The 3,904-nt window shown below is 46.9% G+C and carries 1 protein-coding gene; it reads right to left on the reverse strand.

The annotated features are described in order from the left end of the window. Positions 1-142 precede the first annotated feature (142 nt). Positions 143-3,805 (reverse strand): glycosyltransferase, encoded by a 3,663-nt coding sequence (locus E1297_RS03735; RefSeq protein ID WP_155134065.1) that lies wholly within the window; start codon positions 3,803-3,805, stop codon positions 143-145. Positions 3,806-3,904: the final 99 nt, after the last annotated feature.

Below are 3,904 nucleotides of genomic sequence, written 5' to 3' on the forward strand. Positions count from 1 at the left end.
TCATTCCGCCCTCAGCCGGAACCGACCCCAAACAGGCCGGACAAATGACCGCTCGCAACACGATCGAAATCACAAAAGAAAACTCTTGTAAAACAGGGGCTGGCCACAATTAGCAATGCCCAACTTCCGCTTAAATTGAGTATTATTCATAAAATATTGGCCGTCCAAGTGATATATTTTTTACAAGAACGCGATACTTTTTCATCCTAGGCCAAGAATTCTTGATAGGACCGAAGCGATTTGCAAGCTCCAGCGGAGAACAATTGGGCGCAGACCGGCTGGACGCATCACTAGCTCTTCTTAAAATTGAGCTTTCAAAATAGGTCGGACGGCGCAGCATTATGTTCTTGAAGGTCACACGTACCTGCTTATAGAGGGACCATTCGTTCTTGATCGGAATAAAGTTGACCTGTGCATATCTAGATTTGGCGACTTTTTGCCGAAGGTCTGTGCTCTTGGGTGCCGATTTCTTGCCCGGAGCCTCGGGTTGTCTGGGCTTTTCGGAAAACCTTCGATAACAATCGAAAAAGAGTTGAACGTCTTCAACAGGAATGCCGGGATCTGCCGTCTCTGCTTCGGCGGATAGCGAAAGGTCCATGAACAACTGGCCATCCTTCCGATCGAGGTAGATGGAGGCAATTTCAGCATTTTCTGCCTGATAGGCTTCCAGAAGCTTCTCTTTCTGATCCCTGGTTAGCATGTCCGGTCGGGCGCCCTTACCAGCCAGCCCCTGGGTAACCGCCTCTACAAAGCGCAGATAGTGATCCTTGTCAGGAAACGGCATACGGTTGAAGGAACGCATCAATTCGATGTGACACTTGCCGAGAGGAAAATCATTCCGCTGGCGGGTGTTCGGCCGAGGCAGCGACTGGTAGTCGAAGATGCCCGCAGCCTGACAAAAATCCGATAGCAGATCATTGTCCTTGAACTGCATCTTTTCATAAGGACGCACGATGATGTTTTCACGGCCGATCTTTGCCGCCCAGAGGTCAATATAGGACTTGTAGGACAGGCGTTCCCGAGTAATCGGGGATTCGAGCCATTCACCTATCGGAATATCAACCTTTCCGATGGCGCCGCCTCCCACGAACTCGCAATATTGCGAGTTTGCCCAGACATCCTGGCGACGGAAGTAGCCGATCATCTGGATGGGATAGCCGGCAAAGTAGTCTGCAAGCTGAACGGATTTTCTATTGAGGAAATATGCCTCGCTAGAAAGGATAATCGTGTGAATACGCCCGCCTGCCAAACTCAGACCGGTTTCTAAATATTGTTTCAGATGTTGTTCGTCCCTTACTGCCGCTGAAACGAAAGCGGCATGTCCCGCCTGTTTGTGCGGCCGGTCCTTCTGCCAAAACAGGCCCACTTCCGGGAACCAGACGCCGTTGCGCAGGAGCGCGGCCCGATTCTGCTCGAAAAAGTGCTGAAGGTAGGTGCTGCCGGTTTTGGTTGAACCGATGTGGATCAGTATGCGTGGCTTCTTACTCTTAAAGACAACTTTTCTCGCGGGATTAACGCGCTTATTACGAGCATAAAGTGACAACGCTTCTTGTAGATTTCGCTTTTTGTCATCTTCCGGTTTTGAAAGAAAAAGTGATAGTAAGTACTCTTGATCAATAGGGGTTTCATCAATTATTTTTGCCGCCAAAACCCAATCTCGATTTGAAAAAGCTGTTGCTATCAATATTAATCTCTCAATGTTTGGCAATTCCTCTAAAAGAACTTGGGGAATATCTTTGTGTGATGAAATTGACACGTCGAATAAAGAAAACGCAGATGATAATTTATCCAATATTTGTTCATTTTTCTTTTTTGAAATAGCGACTGAAATTGCAGATTTCCAGGCGCCAGTTATCATTGCCTTCGCGAATTGCAAGCCAATGAATGATGATAGCATGGTTCCCTTGAATAATCGTCCGGAGGCTTCTATGTTCGCACACATTAGAAGTAAGTCTTTTTCAGTTCTATTTCTATGAACAGTGCTTTGCTTACGCTTCCTGTATACCACACCGGGGACGGGAAGTGTAATTATAGCATTCGCAGCTTCCATCGCCCGCAGTACAAATGCCCTCTCCTCCCACTGAGGAGTTAGAAATTCTATATTATTTTTGTTAAGTAGTTTACGTCTGTATAAAAACAGCCAGCAGTGCCATGATTTTAGTATTTCCGGCTGTTTATCTATATCAGAATATTTTTTCTTATCCGCGAAATTTCGTTCGGAACTATCCAATCTTGCGAGTTCGATTGAATCCCCCTCAAATATTATTTCCTTTTGCACACGGACAAGGTCGGCAGTGCATTCCTCTGCTTCATTGTAGCAGAGTTGGAGAACATTTGTTGAGGCAAAGAAATCATCGGAGTCTATGAAAAATATATACTTTCCCGTTGCCCTTTTGATTCCGGCATTCCGCGCAAAGCCCTGTCCGATATTTTCCGGCAGAATTATGGGTTTTATGCGAGGGTCCTCGGCGGCCAACCGGTCGATAATGGCCTGGCTTCCATCCGGGCTTTTGTCGTTGACCGGGATGATCTCAATCTCCCGAAGCGTCTGACGTTGAATGCTTGTCAGACATTGCTCGATATATTTTTCAACCCCATATACCGGCAAGATCACGGATACTTTTGGTGCAGCCTCCAACTCTTGCGATGAAGGCGGGAGTGTTACGGGCCTTTCAGATTCAATATAATCCAGTACGTCTTCAATGCGGCTTGGAGCTGCACATCCCGGTACATGGTAAATCGTGTACCAGATATAAAAAATGTGGAAGACCTCTTCGAGGCTGCGGGTGCGATGACGATGTGGAATGGCCTGCCGGTCGTCGGTCAGGCCCCAGCCAGCATAGAAAGGCACCCCAAAGCAGACGACTTCCTTACCCGCCAACAACGCCTCAAGCCCGAGCTGGCTGGTTCCGACGTAAACCTTGTCAACCAATTCGAGCAGGCAATAGGGATTGATCGGCTCGCGGAAGACGCGAATGCGCCCCGTGTCTTTCAGATGGTTGTAGTAGCCGGTCCGTTTACCTTTCTCCCAAAATGTATCGGGGTGTGTCTTGACCAGAATTTCCGCATCCGGATTTTCGCGCAATGCGGCAATGAGCATGGCTTCGAAATCATTTTCATCGACTTTGCCATAGACAGTCGACGCATCGGCGAATGCCTGATCACAAATCAGAACACGCCGCTGAAAGCCGCCGGTCATGGCAGGCGAATAGATCGGCTGGGAATTATACTTGCTGATTTTTCTGGAGACGATTCTATCAATCAGAACGGATGCCCGGCCCTGTTCGGCTTCAGACAGTGAAAAACTGCTGTTCAATTTTTGGATCAGCCGGTTTGGATAATCGGCCATGAAATAATGAGCGATGTCGTCGTAAACATAGCCGAGGCAGGCATGTTTCGGATTTTCCTGACGGAAAGCTTCCGACCAGCTGTGGGTGGATGCCAGAAAGCCCTGCTCGAACAGAATTAATGTCTGTCCTGGTTTATAGTGTTGGAGCGCGCGAACCGCGCCTTTATGCGATATTTCCGCATCTGAATGGATAGTCCCCGAAATCAGGAACTTGTCTGATGCTCCGAGTCTTTCGGAGTCCGCCGGAATAAGATCGGTGAAAGTTTTCCCAAGGTTAGCCGCATACGCACTTTTCAGATTTTGGCTAACATAGCCTATATTCCAAGTATCAGTGAAATTTGATATTATATAATCTCGGATGTCAAATGATTCTTCATTTTTATTTTCAATTCTTTTTAGGTGGATATGGTCTGAAAAAACCTCAAATGCTCTTTTGTTGCCCTGAATATTACTCATTGCGACCCTCGAATATGCGATTGATATAAGTTGAATTTATGATTATTTTTTATTTAATGGTTTGCCAATTGAATATTTCACGGTCTAGCAGGGTGGTTA

It is taken from the genome of Roseibium sp. RKSG952, assembly GCF_009711355.1.